Genomic DNA, 20,033 nt, shown 5'->3' on the forward strand with positions numbered 1-20,033 from the left:
TGTGGGCCCGATCGGCTTTTTGCCTGGGTCGAAGACCTTGCTGTGTACCCGCAGTGGATGCGCCTTGTGCATCACGTCGGACCGGTTACCGAGGCTGAGGGATTGCCTGCATGGCAGGTGGAGCTGCGCGCCGAGGTCGGACCGTTTGCTCGATCGAAGGTGTTGCGCATGGTCCGAACCGAGCACGACCTGCCTCACCGAGTGACGTTCGAGCGCAGGGAGCTCGACGGTCGACAACACTCACCTTGGACCCTGCGCGCCACGGTTGACGGCGAGACGGGGTCAGGTGGCGATGCGTCCACCTTGACGATGGAATTGCGGTATGGCGGAAGTCTGTGGAGCGGAGCGGTCCTCCAGCGTGTGCTCGATGATGCCGTCCGACGGGGGAGCGAACGACTGATCGGCCTCGTCAGTGACGAGCCCACGCGCTGAATCGGCCTGAGGCTCGCCGTTCCAAGGCGAGCGGGAGTCCGAAGCAGTCACTCAACGATTCGGCCGTCAGCGTCGAGGCGATTGGTCCAGACGCCAACTCGTTGCCACCTGCGAGCAGCAAGACATGGGTGATGCCCGGCGGGATCTCGTCAACGTGGTGAGTGACGATGACGAGCGGTGCTGCGGCGGCATCGGTAGCGAGCGCGCCAAGCGCCCTGACCAACTGCTCGCGACCGCCCAGGTCGAGGCGCGCCGACGGTTCATCGAGCAGCACGACAGCGGGGTCGTTCATCAGTGCGCGGGCGAGCAACACACGCTGTTGCTCACCCGATGAGAGTGTGCCGAACGTCCGGTCGGAAAACCGTTCGACGCCCATCTGAGCGAGACAGAAGCCGGCCCGATCGGTGTCCGCGTCGTCGTAGCGATGCCACCAGGGCTCGAGGGCAGCGAACTTGGCGGTTCGGACGACATCGATCACTGCGAGTTCTGGGCGCAACTGGTCAGCGAGGGCCGCAGAGGCATAGCCCACGCTGCGGCGGAGGGTTCGGACATCGGTTTGGCCTAGCCGTTGACCGAGGACGTCGACCGTTCCCGACGTCGGATGGTCGTACAGCGCCATGATGCGCATGAGGCTGGTCTTGCCCGATCCGTTCGCGCCCAGGATTACCCAACGTTGATCCCGTTCAACTCTTGAGTTGATCTTGCCGATGACATCAGTGCCATCCCGATGCAGGTGCACATCGCGCAACTCCAGAGCAGGAGGAGGTGGTGATGCCTTTGATGTCGAGTTCATGTCCTCCATGCCATCCATCATGCCCGTAACTGCATCGCACATCCGCTCCCGCCGCGGGAGATTGCGCGCTCGGGGTGCCCGTCATCAAACCGCAATGTCCAGTACAGTTGCGCCTCGTATGACCGGACGAAGGATCGCAGCGTTGCTCGCGATTGTCGTCACATCCGTTGCATCGATCGTTCCGGTGGCGGCTATGGCGCAGACCGACGAAGCTGCTGCGGAACGGGCCGCGCGGGAGATCCAAGAGGCTCGCAACCAAGCCAACGAAGCCGCCGAGGCGTTCTTCCAGGCCGAATCTGATCTCGATGTACTGCAGGACGAAGTCGGAGGGCTCGAACGAGAGACTGATCAACTGCAAGCCATTGTTGATCGGCTGCGCCGCGACGTCGAGTCGGTCGCTGTGTCGCGGTTCATCTCCAGCGGTGCGTCTGGTATTCCGTTGCTCACCGGTATTCAGGCCCCCCAAGATCAGGTACAGGCCGAAGTATTCGTTGACGTCTTGACCAACTCGGGCGCAGACGTGCTCGACGCGTACGACATCGCGCAAAAGCAACTGGTCACCAGCCAATCCGAACTGGCCGACCGCAAACGGGATATCGAGGCGCAGCAAGCGGTCTTTGTCGCCCTGCAAGAGCAAGCGGAGGACGAAGTGGCCCGCCTTCGAGCGTTCGAAGAGGAACGCTTGCAAGACGAAGCAGTGCAGCGCGCACTTGCCGCCCGGATCGCCGCTGATCGCGTTCAACTGGAGGAGCAAGCGCGCCGTGAAGCCGAAGCAGCAGCCCGCGCGATTCCCGACCCTGTCGTCGACCTGTCGACCACGACGCTGGTCGCACCGTCGCCCACGGTGCCAGGCGCACTCGCCACGAATGATGCCGAGGTGCGTGACGTCACGACAACGCCTGCCGAGACTGCGCCTTCGACCACCGAAGTCCCCACCAACGATGGCGCGTCAGGCGGCACGAGCGGTGGTCGAACGGGTGTCGGCGGGAGTGGCAGCAACGCCCGCCCCATCGACACTGGCGCTGGCTATCTCGACAACATCATCTGCCCGATGCCGGGTTCGGCATTCGCTGACACTTGGGGCGCACCCCGCTCTGGTGGGCGGAGCCACCAGGGCGTCGACATGATTGCGCCTCGTGGCATCCCGATCTATGCGGTCACCAGTGGCTTCGCCACGTTCAAGACCAATCGGCTGGGCGGCAACGCGGTGTCGCTCCTCGGCGGCAACGGCAATCGCTACTACTACGCCCACCTCGACAGCTACGTGGGCGAGAGCCGGATCGTTTTCCAGGGCGATGTCATCGGATACAACGGGGACACCGGCAATGCTCGGTTCAGTACACCCCACCTGCACTTCGAGATTCGGCCAGGCGGCGGTCTCCCCACAAATCCGTACCCCACGGTGCGCGCCGCTGGCTGCTGATCTGCCAGGCTCGCTCGGATGACGAGCGAGTCCGACGTTCTCGGTCAACTGCTGAGCAACGAGCTTGGCACACCGATCGCCGACCTGACCCGGTTGTCGGGTGGCGCCTCTCGTGAGACCTGGCGGTTCACCGCCGATGGCCAGCAGCTGGTTGTCCAGCTGCAGCGTGCTGGTGACATTCGAGACATGATGGTCGAGGCCGCAGTCGTCGCAGCAGCCGGTGCGTCCGGCGTGCCGGTGCCGGCCATGGTGGCGTCGGGTCGGCGCGATGACGGCGGAGCGTTCATGATCGTCGAGGCGATTTCCGGCGAGACGATTGCGCGCAAGATTCAGCGCGACGACGAGTTCGCCGACGCTCGAAGCAGCTTTGCTGAGCGGTGTGGTGCTGCGCTGGCCCAGATCCACTCTGTCGACCCCGACGACATCGACGGGCTTGATGATCCTGACCAAATCGAGCACTACACCGCTGTGTTCGATGAACTCGGCGAGCCGCACCCGGTGTTCGAGTTCACCCGCAACTGGCTCCTCGAACATCGACCTGCCGAGACTCGGCGCAGCCTTGTGCACGGCGACTTTCGGCTCGGCAACCTGATCGTCGGTCCCGGAGGGCTCAGCGCGATCATCGATTGGGAGCTCGCTCACATCGGAGACCCGATGGAAGATCTTGGGTGGCTGTGCGTCAAGGCGTGGCGATTCGGCGGGGCGGACCCGGTGGGTGGTATCGGCACACGCGCTGATCTGTTCGCGGCGTACGAGGCAGCGGGGGGTGGAACCGTCGACGCCGACGCCGTCCGTTGGTGGGAGGTGCTCGGCACGTGGAAGTGGGGGATCATGTGCGCACTCCAGGCCAACGCGCACCGCTCTGGCGCCGTGCGCAGCCACGAGCTGGCTGCAATTGGCCGACGCGTGTGCGAAAACGAGTTTGACCTCCTTGACCCGGGCGGCCTCGATCTGTTCGGTTTGTCAGGGATCGGGCTCAGCGTTGCCGACGTTCCGGTGCGGTCGGGCGCAACGGCGGATGGCGGACCGCACGACGTGCCGACGTCGGCGGAATTGGTCGAGGCAGTGCGCGAATGGATCGAGCGTGATGTGCTCACGTCAGTCGCAGGGCATCTCCGCTTTCACAGCAGAGTGGCGGTGAATGTGTTGTCGATGGTCGAGCGAGAGATGTTGCTGGGCGGAGCTCAGGCGGTGGCCCACGAAGAGCGACTCGACGCGCTGGGCGTACGCAGCGAGGCTGATCTTGCAGCGCTGATCCGTTCCGGTGCCGCGGCACACCGTCAAGCTGAGATCGGTGCAGTGCTCTTCGAGTCTGTTGTCGACAAGCTCCGCGTCGCCAACCCCAAGTACCTCGACTGACTGGCGCCCATCGCTTGAGTTCGCGTGCACATCTTGCGCGCCCCGGTATGCCCCGATGGTAGGGGAAGGTGTTCAGACCTTGGGGGTAATGGTGACTGGCTGGCCGGCGGCAAGTTGACCGCAGGCCGCATCGATGTCCGTGCCGCGGTTCTGCCGCACGGTGGCGTTGGCGCCAAATTCCTCGAGCGCATCACGGAACGCGTAGACCTTCTTCAATGGTGTCCCCATGGTCGGATAACCGGGCGTCGGGTTGAGCGGAATCAGATTGACGTGCGCATGTGGCTGCAGTCGGCGACACAGTGCAGCGAGTTCTCGGGCGTCGCTGGTGCGGTCGTTGACCCCATCGATCATGGCCCACTCGAAACTCACCCGACGGTTCTTGACTTGCAGGTATTCGCTGCATGCCTCGATGAGGTCGTCGATCGGATACCGCTTGTTGATCGGCACCATCTCGGTCCGGAGTTCGTCGTTGGCTGCGTGCAACGACACGGCGAGGTTCACCGGTAGCGGCAAGTCCTTCAACGCCCGGATACCGGGGATCAAGCCAACAGTGGAGATTGTGATGTGTCGGGCCGACAAACCGATGTCGCCATGAATGCGCTCGACTGACTTCCAGACCGGCGTGAGGTTGGCCATCGGTTCGCCCATGCCCATGAACACGATGTTGCTCACGCGGCGATCGGCCTGCTTGGCTCGCTGCGCGGCCCTGACGACCTGCTCGACGATCTCGCCGACGGTCAGGTGCCGAGTGAATCCGGCCTGCCCGGTGGCGCAGAATCCGCACGCCATGGCGCAGCCGGCCTGGCTGCTCACGCAGACCGTTGCCCGGTCGGGATACAGCATGAGCACGGTCTCGACTCGGCTGCCGCCGTCGAGTTCCCACAAGAACTTCACTGTGTCGCCGGTCTCGTCGACCGACTCGGTCACCGGAGTAAGTGCGGTTGGCAACTCATCATCGAGTCGCTGGCGCAGCTTCTTGGGCAGATTGGTGATGTCGGCTGGGTCGGCGAGTTGGGTGTACAGACCGTCCCAGAGTTGATCCAGCCGGTAGCGCGGTTCACCGTCGAGGTGCTCGGCAAGCGCTTCGCGCGTTACGTCATATCGAGTCGGTCCGGGCACTCGGTCACGCTATCCGTGGTGCGACGACGAGTTGGTGCCAGGCACCCTGTCGTCTTTGAGTGCAGTTGGTCAGGTGAGATGCGGTACAGCGAGGCGCTCGTATTCCGCCATGCGGGCGCGGACGACGTCGAGGCTCGAGGTCCAGAACGCCTCGTCGGTGACGTCGAGGTCGAATGCCTCGCCGAGCTGCTCAGCGGTGTCCATGCCGACTCGAGACAGCAGGGTGTCGTAGCCGGACCGGAACCGTTCGGGGTCTGCCTGATACCGGGCAAACAGGCCGAGCCCGAAGAGGAGCCCATACGTGTAAGGCCAGTTGTAGAAGTGGGAGCCGTAGTAGTGCGGCTTGAGGAGCCACATGTATGGGTGCGCTGTGGCCCGATCGATGCCGTCGCCGTAGGCAGAGAGTTGCGCCTCGTTCATCAGTTCACAGAGTTCGGCGGCGCTCAACGTACGGCGCTGGCGGCGGGCGAATACTTCGGTCTCGAACAGGAAGCGCGAGCGGATGTCGACGACGACTTGGTTCGTCCCTTGCAGGTCGACGTCGAGCAACGCCAAACGTTCGTCGCCTTCAAGTCGGGCGAGGCCAGCTTCGACCACCAGCGTCTCGCAGAAGATGCTGGCCGTCTCGGCGAGCGCCATCGGAAGTCGGCGTTGCAGCGCTGTTCTGCCCGCAAGCGTGGAGTTGTGGTAAGCGTGGCCAAGTTCGTGGGCGGTCGTTTGTGCTGATTCCGTCGACCCTGACCAATTGAGCATCACGAGGGATCGGTCGCCCCCGAACGACATGCAGAACGCTCCGCCCTGCTTGCCGTCGCGTGGCGCAGCATCGATCCATTCATCGGTCAGCGCGCGATCGACGAGTCCGGCGAGCGATGGGCTGTACTCGGTGAAGGCGTTGCGCACGATGCCGATGCCTTCGTCCCACGTCACCGCACTCGAGACAAACGGAAGTGGAGCCACAAGGTCCCACCAGGGCAGGCCGCGCTCGGCAGTGTGGCCGTGCAGCTGTGCTTTGACGCGCATCCAGCGTTGGAAGTCAGGTAGCGACGCAGTGACCGCAGCGTGCATCGCATCGAACGTGGTCCGGCTCACGCTGTTGGCAAAACACGACGCATCGAGCGGCGACGCCCAGTTGCGTCGACGGTTGATGATGTTGGCCTCGCCCTTGATGGCGTTCATCGCCGCGGCGACGGGAACTTCAATGGTGGGCCATGCCTGCATCTCGGCGTCGTAGGCAGCCTCGCGGACGATGGGGTCGGCATCCGTGCCGAGGCCACGAACCGCTGGCATCGGCAACTTCGCAGGGCCGTCAGGGAGCGCGACCGATGCGGTGAGCTGGGAGGTGACGTCGCTTTGCAGCCGTCCCCAAGCGCTTGAGCCGGTCGTGCTCAGCGCCGCGTATAGGTGTTCTTCGGCCTCCGGCATCTGGTGTGCCGCGCGTTCGGCAAAACGTTGGAGCGGGCCGAGGTGTTCGCGTGCTTCGGCACTCACGTTGGCAATCTCGTCAGCGCCCAACGCGGCGACCCAATCTGCAAGGCGGGCGAGCAGCGGTCGCAGCGATGATCCGGTCGTGTTGATTTCGCTCATCACCGCCTGGGCATGCTCGTGGCGCGAGTCGGTCGACACGATTGAGTACACGTATGCATCGAGCAGGTTGAGTGCGTCAGACACCCGGTTGAACTCAGCGATTGCCCGGTCGGCCTTGTCGCCGTCTGCTGGCTCGATGCTGCGCTCGGTCGAGCGGATGTCGAGTTCGTCGAACAGGACCGCCAGCCGTTCGACGTCAGCGCCGACGAGTTCGAGTGCGTCTGTGAAGGATCTTGCGTCGAGCGATTCGTGCACGTCGGTGACGTTCCAACGCGGGAGTGCCTGGTTGTTGCTCGCCGTCATATCAGCGGTTGCCGCTGCTCTCGAGGACGAATTGGTTGGACGGTGCGACCTCGTTCACAAACGCTGCGTTGGTGGCCGACACCGAGAAGCCGAGCCGCTCGTACATCGACACTGCTGCAGTGTTGTCGGCATCGACGTAGAGCAGTGCGGTGCTGATGCCCATGTCGCTGAGATGTTCGAGCCCAGCGAGGGTGAGTTGCTTGCCGAGGCCACGCCCGTGAAAGTCGGGATCGACCGCAATCACGTAGATCTCGCCGACCTCTGGTTCGGTTTCGGTCGCTGGATGGACCTTCGTCCAACAGAACGCAGCCATCTGGCCGTCGACGTCGTGGACGCGGAATCCAGCCGGGTCGAACCACTCTTCGCCCTGACGTTGGCAGAACGTCTCGAGCGTCCAACCGCCTTGCTCCCCATGGCCCGCAAATGCACGGTTGTTGACCGACAGCCAACTGTCGTCGTCGATACCTGGAACAAAATCACGAGTTGCCGCCGTGACAGCGATACCGGTGGGCAACGGGCGGCGCATCTGATGGAGCGTGCGCCCGACACGCATACCGGCGTCGCCAGCAAGCTGGCGGTGCATCGACGTGGGTTCGTAAACCCACCAGTTGACGTTCCCGCCCCCGTCGGAAGCGATGACCTCGATGGCGGAGTCGATCAGCTCAGGGCCGATCGTGGCCATCTCGTATCGGTGGTGCGGATGGACCACCAGCTCGAACGCGTAGGAGTCGTTACCCCGCGACACTTGGGCGTACGCAACCGGATGATCGTGGCCTGGCTCCGATGCAAGCAGCCCGGCGAACCCGTTGTGGCCGCCATTGACGAGGTCGAGGTAGAGGTGATCGGACAGCGGCCGCCGTCCATCGGCGCGCGCTGCAGCGTCGAGCAGCTCGTTCACCGTGGCGATGTCATCATCTTCCATCTGACGTTTGATCTCAAGACATCGCACGGGGCCAGGTTACCGGTCCAGCTTCCTGCCCTTTTGCCCGGGCGGAGCCGTCCAGTTGGACCCTCGGCCCGGAGGGGAGTACGGTCTTTCCTGCAAACAAGGTTCCCGCCAACCTGTTTGCCGCGAGTGTCGGGCATCCGCCGCCTGACCTCGCCGAACGACGGCCCCTTCCGAGGGGTCGTCGTTTCGTTTTCAGCTGACTTGGCGAATGGCGCGCTGCAGGGTGCGCTCGGCGGAGCGAAGTTGGCGCTCCGCTTCGTGGATTGCCCCGACGATGTCGTCGCGCTCGGTACCGACGAACGGCTCGGCGAGACCAGCTACCCGTTCGCGGTAGCGGCCGACGTTGTCGGCAATGGTCGAGAGTTCCGACGACGTGCGTTCGAGTGAGGCAGCCACGCTCCGACGCTATCGGCGGGCGAAACGACCGAAACGATCCCGAGAGCTGGGCCTCTCCGTCGGTACCCTTCAGCTGCGTGATTCCTGTTCGCGACGACCTCCGTGCCCTCGAGGGCTATCACTCGGCCCAGGTCGACGTTCGTGTCCGGTTGAACACCAACGAGTCACCGACACCGCCACCTGACGCGTTCCGCGAAGCCGTCGCCGCGGAGGTCTCGAAAGTCGAATGGCATCGATATCCGGACCGCGCAGCGATGGCGTTGCGCGTCGCCATCGCTGAGAGCCACGGTGTCGATGCGGCACAGGTCTTCGTCGCAAACGGATCCAACGAGGTGCTCCAGACAGTCCTGCTTGCCTACGCGGGTCCCGGCCGCGTCGTCGCGACGTTCGAGCCGACGTACCAGATGCATGCACAGATCGCCCGCATCACCGGTGCCACCGTGGTGGAGGGCGAGCGCGCCGAGGATTTCACGCTTGACCCTGCCGAAGTCGAACGGGTTCTCACCGAGCACCAACCGCACGTCGTCTTTTTGACGTCTCCCAATAATCCCACCGGTCTCGTCGAGCCGGCCGATCGCGTACAGCAGCTCCTCGACTTCGCACCCGGCCTTGTCGTTGTCGATGAGGCCTACGCCCAGTTCGCCGACTGGACGGCACTCGATCTCGTTGACGAAGACACGCCGCTGGTGGTCACCCGCACGTTCTCTAAGACGTGGTCGATGGCGGGAGCGCGTCTCGGTTACCTCGTTGGTCCGACCTGGTTGGTCGCCGAGCTTGAGAAAGTGGTGCTTCCGTACCACCTCGACACGGTGAAGCAGATCGCTGGTCGGCTCGCGCTGCGTTATGTCGAGGACATGGATGATCGGGTCGCACAGATTGTTGCTGAGCGCGGGCGGATCAGTTCTGAACTCGAGGCTTTGGGCCTCACGGTGATTCCGAGTGGAGCGAATTTTGTCTTGTTTCGGCCTGACGGCCACGACGGCCGTGCGGTGTGGCAGGGCCTCGTCGACCGCAGCGTGTTGATCCGTGACTGTTCGGGCTGGCCGCGTCTGGCGAACTGCCTGCGCGTCACCGTTGGCACACGCGACGAAAACTCCGAATTCCTGAGTGCGCTCTCCGATGTACTCAGTGCTTCTACCGCTGACTTTCGCAGTCATCCCCAGACCGAACAGAATGGAGCCGACCGATGAGTCGCACCGCCAGCCGTAGCCGCTCGACCAAGGAGACATCGATCGAGGTTTCGATCGACCTCGACGGATCCGGCACGACCGACATTTCAACCGGCATTCCGTTCTACGACCACATGCTTGATCAGCTTGGCCGCCACGGCGGGTTCGATCTCAGAGTGCAGGCAGTCGGTGACTTACACATCGACACGCATCACACGGTCGAAGACGTGGCGATCACGCTCGGGGAGTGTTTCGCCGAAGCTCTGGGTGACAAAGCCGGCGTCCGACGTTTTGCAAGCGGCCGTTATCCGCTCGATGAGGCCCTGATCGACGTCGCGCTCGACCTTTCGGGCCGTCCGCATGTCGAGTGGCACGTCGACATGCCTGAGAGCCTGCCGCTCGGCGACCCTGCATTCGACCCGCAACTGGCAGAGCACATCGTCTCGTCGTTCGCCACGTCGGCTGGCATCACTCTGCACGTCGAGATGATCCGGGGGCGCAACACCCACCACGTCATCGAGGCAACCTTCAAGGGGTTGGCGCGCACGCTTCGTGACGCCGTTCGCATCGATGATGCAGGTGGGGTGCCGTCGACCAAGGGCGTGCTGTGACGGCCGCTGCTTCACCGGGCGGGGTGCGGCCGCTGGTCGCGGTACTCGACTACGGGATCGGCAATGTTCATTCGGCGCAAAAGGCACTCGAGCGAGGCGGCGCCGATGCGCGTTTGACCGCTGACCCCGAGGTCATCGCGGATGCCGACGGCGTGGTGCTGCCCGGTGTCGGGGCATTTGGCGCTTGTATGGACGCCCTGCGGTCGAGCGGTCTGGAACAGCCGGCGCTCGATGCGGTTGCGTCTGGGCGTCCGTTTCTTGGCATCTGTGTCGGTATGCAGATGCTGTTCAGCCAGTCTGAGGAAAACCCTGAAGCGCGTGGTCTTGGCGTCATCCCAGGAACGATTACGTGGATCCCGACCGAGCCGGTCGCTGGACCAAAGATCCCGCAGATGCAGTGGAATCGTCTTGACATCGTCGCTGCCGACCCGATGCTCGTCGGTCTCGGTGACGAGCCTTGGCTGTACTTCGTGCACTCACTGCACGGCGTGCCCGATGATCCGGCTGTTGTGGTCGCAACGGTCGAGTACGGGACCACGCTGAACGCCGCGTTCCGGCTTGACAACGTGTTTGCTGCTCAATTCCATCCAGAGAAGTCGAGCGCGCCCGGACTGGCGTTGCTGTCGAACTTCGTCGAGGTGTGCGCTCGATCCGCAGCAACATCGGCAGTACCGAGCAACGAGGTATCGGCATGATCGAGTTGTACCCGGCCATTGACCTGCTTGGAGGGCGCGTCGTCCGGCTCCGGCAGGGCGATTACGCCGATGAGACCGAGTACGGCACCGATCCGGTTGCGATGGCGCGCGGCTTCGCCGATGCCGGGACGCCGTGGATTCACGTTGTCGACCTCGACGCCGCGAAGTCGGGTGACCCCGTCAACCGGCCGGTCGTTGCGGCTATCGCTGCTGCAGTCCAGGGCACGAGCCGGGTGCAGACGGGCGGTGGCGTGCGTTCGGTCGACGATGCCCGTCAGCTCGCCGATGCCGGCGTGGCCCGCGTGGTCATGGGCTCGGCCGCGGTGCGCGACCCCGCCTTGGTTGCATTGGCCTCAGAGGTGGTGCCGGTCGCTGTCGGCCTCGACCATCGCAGCGGTGAACTTGCGGTGCACGGATGGACGAAGGGAAGTGGCGTCATGCTCGATGATGCGTACGAGCGCTTCCCAACGGCTGATGTCTTCGTCATCACCGACATCGGTCGCGACGGAATGCTCGAAGGACCGGACGTCGAGGGACTCACTCGCTCCGCAGAACTCGCCGGCGCGCCCGTCATTGCGTCCGGAGGGGTGTCGAGCCTCGCCGATATCGAGGTGTTGGCGGCAATTCCTGGACTCGGCGGTGTCATTACCGGCAAGGCGGTTTACGAGGGTCGCTTCACGGTGGCGGCAGGCCTGGCTGCATTGGCCCGGGCGCAAGGAGCCGACCGATGAAGGCGGCGCGCGTCATCCCATGTCTCGACGTGGCTGATGGCCGGGTCGTGAAGGGCACCAATTTCGTCGACCTACGTGACGCTGGCGACCCGGTCGAGCTCGCGGCCCGCTACGACCTCGAGGGTGCCGATGAGCTGGTGTTTCTCGACATCACTGCCTCGAGCGACAACCGTGAGACCACGATTGAAATGGTGCATCGCGTCGCCGAGCAGGTCTACATCCCGTTCACGGTCGGCGGTGGCATTCGAACGCTCGAAGACGCTCGACGCATGCTCCGTGCCGGTGCCGACAAAGTGAGCGTCAATACCGCAGCCGTGCAACGGCCAGAGCTGATCACTGAGATTGCAGCCGAGTTCGGCTCCCAATGTGTGGTGTGCGCCATCGACGCTCGTCGACGTCGCCCCGACGGCGATGTCAGCGGCCCCGCTCCCGAGGTACCGGCCGATGGCTGGGAGGTCTACCTGCACGGCGGGCGCACCCCGACCGGCATTGATGCGGTCGACTGGGCTGCAGAGGCGGTGCGGCTGGGTGCCGGTGAGTTGCTGCTCACGTCGATGGATCGTGATGGCACTCGCGAAGGCTTCGATCTCGACCTGACTCGAGCAATCGCTGATCGGGTCAACGTCCCACTCATCGCCAGCGGGGGAGTCGGCACGCTTGAACACCTGGCCGATGGCGTGACCCAGGGCGGCGCCGATGCTGTCTTGGCTGCGTCGATTTTTCACTTTCGTGAGCACACGGTTGCCGAAGCCAAAGACGTGATGACCGCCGCCGGCATCACCGTGCGCCCCGCCGGCGTCTGAGCCCGTCACTCCTTCCCGTCACTCCTTCCCGTTTGTGTCGGGGTTTCTGCGGACCGGTCCGCAGAAACTCGTACACAAACGTTGTGAGTGCGTAACTTTCAGGGAATGAGCGATGCATTGGTCACGACGGAACGGCGCGCGGGCGTCCTGATCTGCCATCTGGACGACGGCAAGGCGAATGCGTTGTCGAACGACATGATCATCGCGATCAGCGAAGCAATCAGCGAGGCGGAAGGCGACGACAGCATTCACGCCGTGGTGCTGCACGGCCGCGAGGGCAAGTTCTCCGCCGGGTTCGACCTCACCGTGATGCTGGCCGGCGACATGGCCGCGATGGCCGATCTGGTCGCCAACGGTGGCGAGCTCTGCCGCTCGATCTATGCGGCCAAAGTGCCCGTCGTCGCAGCGTGCACGGGCCACGCCCTGGCCGCGGGCGCGTTGATCCTGTTGGCGTGCGATGTTCGAATTGGAGCCGATCAGCCCTGCAAGATCGGCCTCAATGAGGTGGCCATCGGTATGACACTTCCGGACTGGGCGCTGACCCTTGCGGGCGAGCGGCTGAGTCAGCGACATCTCCAGCGAGCGATTCCGACGGCGCGGATCACCGACGCTTTGGGCGCGGTCGATGCTGGCTACCTTGACGAGGCTGTCGCCCCGGACGCGGTGCTCGACGCGGCGATTGCTCAGGCCACTGAGTTTGCTGCGCTTGATAGCAAGGCCTATGCGGTGACGATCCGAAAGATGCGCGGGGCAGCAGTTGCCCAGATGGCCGAACAAATTGCCGCTGACCGCGCCGGGGGACTCGCCGCGCAGATCTGATTGGTCGCGTCGCCGATCACGCCAAGCGCACGAAAAGGCGGTGGTTTGACGTGCGCTCTGTTCGGTCGGCACGACGGACAGCTTGCTGCTTGGGTACTGTCCGGTCATGGCAACCCCCAAAGTCAATCCCAACATGGAATACCGGCGCCTCGGCAACACCGGCATGAAGGTCAGCATCATGTCGCTCGGTAGTTGGGTCACCTTCGACACCCAGCTCGACAACACGCTGGCCACCGAGTGCATCGAGGCCGCGGGCGAGGCCGGCTGCAACTTCTTCGACAATGCCGAGGCGTATGCCGGCGGCAAGAGCGAAGAGATCATGGGCAAAGCGTTTCGCGACCTCGGATGGGAACGCTGGTCCTATGTCCTGACTACCAAGCTCTACTGGGGCATCAACGGTGAGACACCGAACATGCGGAACACGCTCAACCGCAAGTACCTGATGCAAGGGATCGATGCATCACTCGAACGCCTCCAGCACGACTTCGTCGATGTCTTGTATTGCCACCGCTGCGATCCCGAGACGCCGCTTGAGGAAGTCGTGCGGGCAATGAGCGACATCGTGTCGTCCGGCAAGGCCACGTACTGGGGAACCAGCGAGTGGACGGCCGAAGAGATTCGTGGCGCCATCGAAATCGCCGACAAGCATCACCTGCACAAGCCGGTGACCGAGCAGAGCCAGTACAACCTGCTCGAACGACGCAACGTCGAGAAGAACTATGCCCGGCTGTGGGAGGACTACCGCTACGGCAACACCATCTGGAGCCCGCTGGCGTCTGGCTTGCTCACCGGCAAGTACAAGGACGGCATTCCCGAGGACTCCCGCGGTGCCCTCGCCGGCTACGAGTGGTTGCAAGACCGTCTGTCTGACGGCGACGCGCTGGCACAGGTCGAGAATCTGCGTCCCATCGCTGACCGCCTTGATTGCTCGATGGCGCAGTTGGCGCTTGCCTGGGCGGCGAAACACCCGATGGTGTCGAGCGTCATCACCGGAGCGTCGAAGGTCAGCCAGGTTGAGCAAAACTTCGCCGCGATCGACGTGATCCCGTTGATCACCGACGAGGTCGACGAAGAGATGCGAGCCGCCGTCAAGCGCTGATCCCTGCGTGCATTGTTTGCGTCGGGATTTCTGCGGACCGGTCCGCAGAATCTCGGACACAAACGATCAGGTGGTGAGGAATTTCAGGGTGTGTTCCGCGATGTGCGCGGTGCGGCCGACAAGGAAGTGATCTGCTGAGGCGATGGTCTCGTGGGTGGTCTGTGGCCACTCCGAGATGATCGCCTCAGTTGCGTCCGGGGACGAGAACTGGTCGTGGGCGGGCGTGAGGATGAGCGTGGCAACGTCCATGCCCCGGCTCACATCCATCGCCGCGAGCGGGGGCGCGACGAGCACCTTGGCTGCGAGGCGGTCGTCGTCCAATCCGAGCACTATTGCGGCGCCGAACGAGTAGCCGACGGCGAACAGCGGGACGCCCGGCACCTCGGCGGACACGAAGTCCACTGCTGTCGTGGCATCGAGCCGTTCGCCTCGGCCGTGGTCGAACGCCGCTCGGAAGTCGAAACGCAGCGCCGCGATCCCTGCGCCGGGGAGTGCATCGAAGAGCACCTGCACCACGTTGTTCTGTCGGTTGCCGCCGTGCTGCGGATGCGGATGGCAAATAATCGCGGCGGCCCGGGGAGCGTCGGGGATGGACAGGTCGCCGTTGAGGGTGACGTCATCAGAGGTGGTGAACTGCACGGTTCGCGTCATGACAATGCCACGGTACCCTCGGCGCCCATGGCTGGCCCCACATCGAGCGTTGACGACAAGCTGCCGATCAAAATGCTCAACGACCGCGTGCTCGTGAAGGTCTCGGACAAGGGCACTGACCGTAAGTCATCCGGCGGGATTGTGATTCCGGCAACGGCGCAGGTTCAGAAACGTCTCGTCTGGGCGACCGTCGTGGCGCAGGGACAAAACGTTCGGAGCTGTGAGATTGGCGACAAGGTGCTGTTCAGTCCCGACGATCGGTACGAGGTTGAAGTTCAGGGCGAGGACTACGTCATGCTCCGCGAGCGTGAGCTCCACGCGGTTGCCGCAGAGCGCATCGAAGCATCCACCGGGCTCTATCTCTAGTCCGCTGCGCGTTCGGAGGGTCGTGATGGCCTACGTTGGCCGTTTCAACAACACCAGGAGCAACCGATGATCAAAGTCAGCGTCATGTACCCGAGCGGCGACGATGCCACATTCGACATGGACTACTACAAGACCAAGCACATGGAAATCGTCGACCGTACGATCAAGCCGGCGAGATGGGACATCGAGTCCGGCATCAACGGTCCGTACATCGCGGTCGGCAACTTGTACTTCGAGTCGATGGAAGCCATGCAAGCTGGCATGGGTAGCGCAGGCGAGGCGCTCGCTGACGTTCCGAACTTCACGAATGCTGAGTCGGCCGTGCAGGTGTCACAAATCGTCGACAGCTGAAATCTGACCGGATGGAGCGGCCGCCACGTCCGTAGGCTGGATTCATGCCTGACGGGATCACGATCGCAGCGACCGACGAGCAGTTGGCCGGACTCAAATACAACAGCGACGGCCTGATCACGGCCATTGCCCAGGATGTCGATAGCGGCGACATCTTGATGCTCGCGTGGATGAACGAAGAGTCGTTGAAGATGACCTTCGCCGAGGGACGCATGGTCTACTGGTCACGCAGCCGTCAGGAACTTTGGCGCAAGGGTGACACCAGCGGTGATCGCCAGTTCGTCAAAGAAGCGTTCTACGATTGTGACGCTGACGCGTTGCTGTTCAAGGTCGAGCAAGAAGGCGCAGGTGCCTGCCACACCGGTGCGCGCACCTGCTTCTTCAGCAGCTTCGGCTGATGCAGTTCCAACCGACACGGGCCGAGTTCCACGCGCACGCCGCCGAGCACACGGTGGTGCCCGTATGGACTGAGTTGCTTGCTGATCTCGAAACGCCGGTTGCCGCGTACACCAAGCTTGTTGGTGACGGCCCCGGCTTCCTGCTTGAGTCGGTCGAAGGCGCCGAGCGGTGGGCCCGTTTCTCATTCGTCGGTCGCAACCCGTCGGCCACGCTGATCCTGCGCGATGGCACCGTTGAGATCGATGGCCCGGTGCCTGACGGCATTCCGACTGGCGATGGAATGCTTGCTGCGTTGGAAGCGCTGCTCGGCGCGTACAGCAGTCCGTCGTTCCCTGACCTTCCGCCGCTACACGGCGGCATTATGGGCTTCCTCGGCTACGACATCGTTCGTGAGGTCGAGCACCTGCCTGGAACGCCGAACGACGACCGAAGCTACCCCGACGCGGTGATGTCTGTCATTGGTTCGCTTGCCGCATTCGATCACTGGCGGCAGCGGGTCTACCTCATCGAAAGCGTCCCCACGCTTGGCCTGAGCGCAGTTGACCTCGACACGGCCTACGACGCGGCCGTTCAGCGGGTCAGCGAGGCGGTCAAACAGCTGGCGCAACCGCTGCCATACACGCCGGTCGCCCCGCCATCTCTCGAAGACGACCTCCCCGTTCTCGCATCGACGATGCCGAACGGGATGTATCAACGCGCCGTCGAAGCTGCAAAGGATTACATCGTCGCCGGCGACATTTTTCAAGTGGTGCTGGCCCAGCGGTACGACATTGAACTCGAGGCCGATCCGTTCGACTTCTATCGCGTGCTCCGGCAGGTGAATCCGTCGCCCTACATGTACTACGTCAAGCACGATGAGCTGACGATCGTCGGGTCGTCGCCCGAGCCGATGGTGCAATTGCTCGACCGCAAGGTGGTGTCCCGGCCGATCGCCGGGACGCGTCGGCGCGGCAAGACGGACGAGCATGATCGCCTGATGGCCGCTGAGTTGCAGGAGCATCCAAAAGAGCGCGCCGAGCACGTGATGTTGGTTGACCTTGCCCGCAACGATGTCGGCCGGGTGTCGAAGTTCGGCACCGTGCACGTTGATGAGCTGATGACGCTCGAGCGGTACAGCCATGTGATGCACATGACCTCGCAGGTGTCGGGGGAATTGCGCGATGAGCTCGGGCCGATCGATGTACTGCGTGCCACGTTGCCAGCAGGAACACTGTCGGGTGCACCGAAGGTCCGAGCGATGGAGATCATCGATGAACTCGAGCCGGTCAAGCGTGGACCGTACGGGGGAGTGGTCGGCTACATCGACTGGTCCGGCAACCTCGACACGGCCATCGCGATTCGTACGATGTTTGTCACGGGCGACGGTAAAACGGCAAGCCTGCAGGCTGGGGCCGGCGTTGTGGCTGACTCGGTGCCGGACGACGAAGACCTCGAGTGCCGCAACAAGGCCGCAGCCCTGCTGGCAGCGATTCCCGGTGCGCGCCGCATGACAGCGGCGCGACGCGAAGCGGGCACGCAAGCCTGACCCTTACAGGGCGAGGGCGATCAGAAAAATCACGCTGAGGCCGGCGAACACGAACGTGATCATGGTCGCGAGGGCAATGAGTCCTGCGAAGCTGGTCACGGCGGTGAGCGCGAGGCCGAGGCTTTTGAACTGACCAGAGCGATCGCCAACTTCGTTTTGCAGAGAGAAGAACTGGCGTGAAACGGCAACGACACTGTCGCCTTGCGACGCGTCGGTTGATTCGATGGTCTCGATGACGGTGCGTTGCGTTTGCGTGTTGCCGGCGATCAGCGAGCGAATCTCGATGAGGAGCGCGTCGGTGTTTTTGCGCACCGAGCGGAGCCGCGAAAGGGCCGTGGTTACTGAGGCAATGGCAATGAAGGCAAACACGGCGCCGAGGACGGTCCACACCGTTTCGATGCCGCCGTCGAGTGCGGCGATACCGAGGAAGAACCCGCCCACACTGATCACGATCGTCAGAAACAACACGCCGGTCGCGAGCGCGGAGGCCCGCCGCACGAGACGCAGGACGGCGTCAACGGCTCGTTGTGCGAGTTGATCGAGTCCGTCGCGGCCGAACCCCTGTCGATCTGAGCTCGCGTCGAAGTGGTCATTGCTCATTGCATCGCAGTGTGCCAGATCGCTCGGCTCGGTCCAGACTGGGCCGATGCAGAATTCCGCCGACCTGCCATTCATCGACGAATCAGCCCGCGATCGTCTCACTGTCGAAGGCGATGACGCCCTCACGTATCTGCAGTCGCAGATCGCGCAGGAGATCCGGGACATCGAGGTTGGTGAGACGCGATGGACGCTGGTGCTTGCGCCGAACGGGAAGATTGACGTCCTGGCCCGAATCACGAGGACTGCCGACTTGACGTTCGTCCTCGACACGGACGCAGGGTTCGGCGAGACACTCGAGGCACGAATCAATCGATTCAAGATTCGCGTCAAGGCCGACTCGTCGCTGGTGCCCGCCGAGAACTCGGCGCCGTCAGCTGGCCACGAAGCAGCTCGCATCGCTGCCGGTTGGCCTCGGATGGGCGCCGAGATCGTTTCGGGCGAGACGATTCCTGCGGTGACGGGCGTCGTTCCACTGTCGGTCAACTTCACCAAGGGTTGCTACCCAGGACAGGAACTGGTCGAGAGAATGGATAGCCGTGGTGCCGACGCGCCGAAGACACTTCGGATCCTTGACGTCCCCGATGGCACCGCAGTCGGCGAGCGCATTGACGACCTCGCCGAGGTGACCAGCGTCAGCGGCACCACGGCCCTGGCCTACGTGAAGCGCGGCAATGACGTGGGCCGCCTGCCCGCCCACCTGGACTGAGATCTGAATTAGACGCGCGACAGCGTGCGACGGATGGCCTGCACTTCGGGGTGTTCTCGCAGGCCGATCAACTCGGGAGATCCGTCGATAACCGATGCGAGCCCGGCCGGCGAAGTGCCGACGTTGGCAGCCGCGCGCAACCACCCGATCGCTGTGCCCTGATCTCCTAACGCCCCGGAAGCACGCGCAACCGCTGATGCGCTCAGCGTGTTCGGGTTCCGTTCGAAGCTGCCTGCCGCGTAGTGCGCGGCGTCTTCGAACTCGCCGAGCGAGATCAGAATGTTGGCGAGCAGATATTCGTTGGTGGGGTCCCCAAACGGTTTGGGGTCGGGGAGCAGCTCGACCAGCGCACGAAGCTGACCGGACTCGAGCGCAAGCGCCATCGGTACTGCGTCGGGCCGGGAGTGGCTGAGAGCCGCGACCAGCAGTCGCCGCGCACGGTTCTCCTTGCCGGCTTCGAGCGCATTGTTCGCCGAGATCCAGGGTGACTGCGGTTCCTTCGAGGCACCCAGCATCTGTAACTGCGTGACCATCAAGAACGCGATGAAGATACCAAAGCCGCGCAGATTGGGGCTGACGAACATCACCGCAGCAGCGATGCCTGTCACGGTGATGGAGAACAGCAGCATGATGCGATCTGAGCGGCCGGGAAAAAGGCGGTCAAGGCCCTGCAACACGATGTGACCGCCATCCAGTGGCAAGATCGGAATCAAGTTGAGCGCGCCGATCACTGGCCCGGCCCACCAGATCGCTGAGGTTGCGGCGTTGGCGTCGAACGACGAACGGTCCAACGGGTTGGCGCCGAGAGCTAGCAACAGCGCCATGCTGCTGGCGATGTGGATTCCTGGTCCGCTGAATGAGATGACGGCGTGACCGAGGCGCGAGATCGGGCGCGTGGGTGCATACGACGCATAGCCGGCGAGAAAGCCGAGAGAAATTTCTGCGTGAGCGCCATTCTGGCGAGCCGAGACGGCATGGCCGAGTTCGTGAATGATCGTGAACACGGCGATGGCCCCGGCCAGCCACAACCCGAACTCGTCCCCGTACACGATGACGATGAGTGCCATGAACATCACGAAGCCGGGCTGCACATGCACTTTGAAGCCGAGCAGCGTGAACATTGGGGCCATGCTACGGGCGTCAGCCCGGC

At 63.6% G+C, this 20,033-nt stretch carries 23 protein-coding genes; 15 read left to right on the forward strand and 8 right to left on the reverse strand.

The features are described 5' to 3' along the window. The coding region (locus ACH2DW_RS11160; RefSeq protein WP_394929827.1) for an SRPBCC family protein at positions 1 to 432 on the forward strand (432 nt) is incomplete at its 5' end. Here the strand turns inward: ACH2DW_RS11160 and ACH2DW_RS11165 are convergent. Beyond that, positions 410 to 1,234 (reverse strand): ABC transporter ATP-binding protein, encoded by an 825-nt coding sequence (locus ACH2DW_RS11165; protein ID WP_394929828.1) that lies wholly within the window; start codon positions 1,232 to 1,234, stop codon positions 410 to 412. The genes ACH2DW_RS11160 and ACH2DW_RS11165 overlap by 23 nt on opposite strands. Before the next feature lie 109 nt (positions 1,235 to 1,343). On the opposite strand from ACH2DW_RS11165, the gene ACH2DW_RS11170 reads away from it, so the two are divergent. Together ACH2DW_RS11170 and ACH2DW_RS11175 are read left to right on the forward strand one after the other, a co-directional pair. Continuing rightward, a complete protein-coding gene (locus ACH2DW_RS11170; RefSeq protein WP_394929829.1) occupies positions 1,344 to 2,648 on the forward strand; it encodes a peptidoglycan DD-metalloendopeptidase family protein in 1,305 nt (434 codons plus the stop codon). A gap of 18 nt (positions 2,649 to 2,666) precedes the next feature. After that, the gene (locus ACH2DW_RS11175) at positions 2,667 to 4,007 is read left to right on the forward strand and encodes a phosphotransferase family protein (RefSeq protein ID WP_394929830.1); all 1,341 of its coding nucleotides are present in this window, start codon (positions 2,667 to 2,669) and stop codon (positions 4,005 to 4,007) included. A 72-nt stretch (positions 4,008 to 4,079) separates the two neighbouring features. On the opposite strand, the gene rlmN is transcribed toward ACH2DW_RS11175, so the two are convergent. From rlmN to ACH2DW_RS11195, 4 genes are all read right to left on the reverse strand, one after another. Then, positions 4,080 to 5,126 (reverse strand): 23S rRNA (adenine(2503)-C(2))-methyltransferase RlmN, encoded by a 1,047-nt coding sequence (gene rlmN, locus ACH2DW_RS11180; protein WP_394929831.1) that lies wholly within the window; start codon positions 5,124 to 5,126, stop codon positions 4,080 to 4,082. 69 nt (positions 5,127 to 5,195) lie between these two features. Next, on the reverse strand, positions 5,196 to 7,013 hold the full coding sequence (locus ACH2DW_RS11185) for a M3 family oligoendopeptidase (RefSeq protein WP_394929832.1): 1,818 nt from the start codon (positions 7,011 to 7,013) through the stop codon (positions 5,196 to 5,198). 1 nt (position 7,014) lies between these two features. Next, positions 7,015 to 7,962: a mycothiol synthase gene (mshD, locus tag ACH2DW_RS11190; RefSeq protein ID WP_394929833.1), complete on the reverse strand. Its 948-nt coding sequence runs from the start codon at positions 7,960 to 7,962 to the stop codon at positions 7,015 to 7,017. 192 nt (positions 7,963 to 8,154) lie between these two features. Continuing rightward, positions 8,155 to 8,358: a hypothetical protein gene (locus ACH2DW_RS11195; protein ID WP_394929834.1), complete on the reverse strand. Its 204-nt coding sequence runs from the start codon at positions 8,356 to 8,358 to the stop codon at positions 8,155 to 8,157. Between the two features lie 77 nt (positions 8,359 to 8,435). Between ACH2DW_RS11195 and hisC the strand changes: the two genes are divergently transcribed. The 7 genes from hisC to ACH2DW_RS11230 all read left to right on the forward strand — a co-directional run bounded on the left by hisC (position 8,436) and on the right by ACH2DW_RS11230 (position 14,285). Beyond that, positions 8,436 to 9,548, forward strand: a complete 1,113-nt coding sequence (gene hisC, locus ACH2DW_RS11200) for a histidinol-phosphate transaminase (protein ID WP_394929835.1) — start codon at positions 8,436 to 8,438, stop codon at positions 9,546 to 9,548. Beyond that, positions 9,545 to 10,138, forward strand: a complete 594-nt coding sequence (gene hisB / locus ACH2DW_RS11205; protein ID WP_394929836.1) for an imidazoleglycerol-phosphate dehydratase HisB — start codon at positions 9,545 to 9,547, stop codon at positions 10,136 to 10,138. Before hisC ends, hisB begins: the two co-directional genes overlap by 4 nt. Further along, positions 10,135 to 10,833, forward strand: a complete 699-nt coding sequence (hisH, locus tag ACH2DW_RS11210; protein WP_394929837.1) for an imidazole glycerol phosphate synthase subunit HisH — start codon at positions 10,135 to 10,137, stop codon at positions 10,831 to 10,833. The genes hisB and hisH overlap by 4 nt, the downstream gene beginning before the upstream one ends. After that, positions 10,830 to 11,564: a HisA/HisF-related TIM barrel protein gene (locus tag ACH2DW_RS11215; protein ID WP_394929838.1), complete on the forward strand. Its 735-nt coding sequence runs from the start codon at positions 10,830 to 10,832 to the stop codon at positions 11,562 to 11,564. The genes hisH and ACH2DW_RS11215 overlap by 4 nt, the downstream gene beginning before the upstream one ends. Next, complete coding sequence (gene hisF / locus ACH2DW_RS11220) at positions 11,561 to 12,367, forward strand: imidazole glycerol phosphate synthase subunit HisF (protein ID WP_394929839.1); 807 nt, start codon at positions 11,561 to 11,563, stop codon at positions 12,365 to 12,367. Before ACH2DW_RS11215 ends, hisF begins: the two co-directional genes overlap by 4 nt. Before the next feature lie 105 nt (positions 12,368 to 12,472). After that, on the forward strand, positions 12,473 to 13,186 hold the full coding sequence (locus ACH2DW_RS11225) for a crotonase/enoyl-CoA hydratase family protein (RefSeq protein WP_394929840.1): 714 nt from the start codon (positions 12,473 to 12,475) through the stop codon (positions 13,184 to 13,186). 133 nt (positions 13,187 to 13,319) lie between these two features. Next, complete coding sequence (locus ACH2DW_RS11230) at positions 13,320 to 14,285, forward strand: aldo/keto reductase (protein WP_394929856.1); 966 nt, start codon at positions 13,320 to 13,322, stop codon at positions 14,283 to 14,285. Positions 14,286 to 14,351: 66 nt separating this feature from the next. Here the strand turns inward: ACH2DW_RS11230 and ACH2DW_RS11235 are convergent, their stop codons facing one another. Beyond that, the gene (locus ACH2DW_RS11235; protein WP_394929841.1) at positions 14,352 to 14,936 is read right to left on the reverse strand and encodes an alpha/beta hydrolase; all 585 of its coding nucleotides are present in this window, start codon (positions 14,934 to 14,936) and stop codon (positions 14,352 to 14,354) included. Between the two features lie 27 nt (positions 14,937 to 14,963). Here ACH2DW_RS11235 and ACH2DW_RS11240 point away from each other — a divergent pair, with 27 nt between their 5' ends. From ACH2DW_RS11240 to trpE, 4 genes are all read left to right on the forward strand, one after another. Then, positions 14,964 to 15,302, forward strand: a complete 339-nt coding sequence (locus ACH2DW_RS11240) for a GroES family chaperonin (protein WP_394929842.1) — start codon at positions 14,964 to 14,966, stop codon at positions 15,300 to 15,302. 66 nt (positions 15,303 to 15,368) lie between these two features. Then, positions 15,369 to 15,653: an EthD family reductase gene (locus ACH2DW_RS11245; protein ID WP_394929843.1), complete on the forward strand. Its 285-nt coding sequence runs from the start codon at positions 15,369 to 15,371 to the stop codon at positions 15,651 to 15,653. A 44-nt stretch (positions 15,654 to 15,697) separates the two neighbouring features. After that, complete coding sequence (gene hisI / locus ACH2DW_RS11250; protein WP_394929844.1) at positions 15,698 to 16,051, forward strand: phosphoribosyl-AMP cyclohydrolase; 354 nt, start codon at positions 15,698 to 15,700, stop codon at positions 16,049 to 16,051. Continuing rightward, complete coding sequence (gene trpE, locus ACH2DW_RS11255; RefSeq protein ID WP_394929845.1) at positions 16,051 to 17,577, forward strand: anthranilate synthase component I; 1,527 nt, start codon at positions 16,051 to 16,053, stop codon at positions 17,575 to 17,577. The genes hisI and trpE overlap by 1 nt, the downstream gene beginning before the upstream one ends. Before the next feature lie 3 nt (positions 17,578 to 17,580). Here trpE and ACH2DW_RS11260 read toward each other — a convergent pair whose 3' ends face one another. Next, entirely contained in the window at positions 17,581 to 18,177 is a 597-nt protein-coding gene (locus tag ACH2DW_RS11260) for a hypothetical protein (RefSeq protein WP_394929846.1), read from the reverse strand. 46 nt (positions 18,178 to 18,223) lie between these two features. On the opposite strand from ACH2DW_RS11260, the gene ACH2DW_RS11265 reads away from it, so the two are divergent. Further along, positions 18,224 to 18,883, forward strand: a complete 660-nt coding sequence (locus ACH2DW_RS11265; RefSeq protein WP_394929847.1) for a YgfZ/GcvT domain-containing protein — start codon at positions 18,224 to 18,226, stop codon at positions 18,881 to 18,883. Positions 18,884 to 18,891: 8 nt separating this feature from the next. Here ACH2DW_RS11265 and ACH2DW_RS11270 read toward each other — a convergent pair whose 3' ends face one another. Then, positions 18,892 to 20,004 (reverse strand): hypothetical protein, encoded by a 1,113-nt coding sequence (locus ACH2DW_RS11270; RefSeq protein WP_394929848.1) that lies wholly within the window; start codon positions 20,002 to 20,004, stop codon positions 18,892 to 18,894. Between the last annotated feature and the right edge of the window lie 29 nt (positions 20,005 to 20,033).

This window comes from uncultured Ilumatobacter sp., from assembly GCF_963980585.1.
Taxonomy (GTDB): domain Bacteria; phylum Actinomycetota; class Acidimicrobiia; order Acidimicrobiales; family Ilumatobacteraceae; genus Ilumatobacter_A.